Source organism: Micromonospora sp. RTGN7, from assembly GCF_033804645.1.
Classification (GTDB): domain Bacteria; phylum Actinomycetota; class Actinomycetes; order Mycobacteriales; family Micromonosporaceae; genus Micromonospora.
Window position 1 is genome coordinate 1 of the sequence record NZ_JAPZLF010000070.1, and the last position, 269, is coordinate 269.

Below are 269 nucleotides of genomic sequence, written 5' to 3' on the forward strand. Positions count from 1 at the left end.
CAGGAAACGCAGCGTCGAGGCGTACGGCCGGGAATACATCCAGGACAGCAGACCGAGGGCGAACATGTTCTTGGCCCGCTCGGCGTCCTTCTTCGCCACCGCCAGCTCCGCCAGGGCCCGGACCGTCATCGACGTCAACGCCACCGGATGCACCACAAAACCGGCGAGGGAGTCATCGTCCAACGGACTGGACTGATAACCCACCTTCGCCAGGTTACGCCTGGTGAACTCATCGGTGTTCACGATGATATCCGCCCCACGCGGCAGAT

General features: G+C 62.8%; 1 pseudogene. It reads right to left on the reverse strand.

The annotated features are described in order from the left end of the window. Positions 1–269, reverse strand: a pseudogene (locus SNR22_RS29240) (2-oxoglutarate ferredoxin oxidoreductase subunit alpha); the annotation flags it as partial.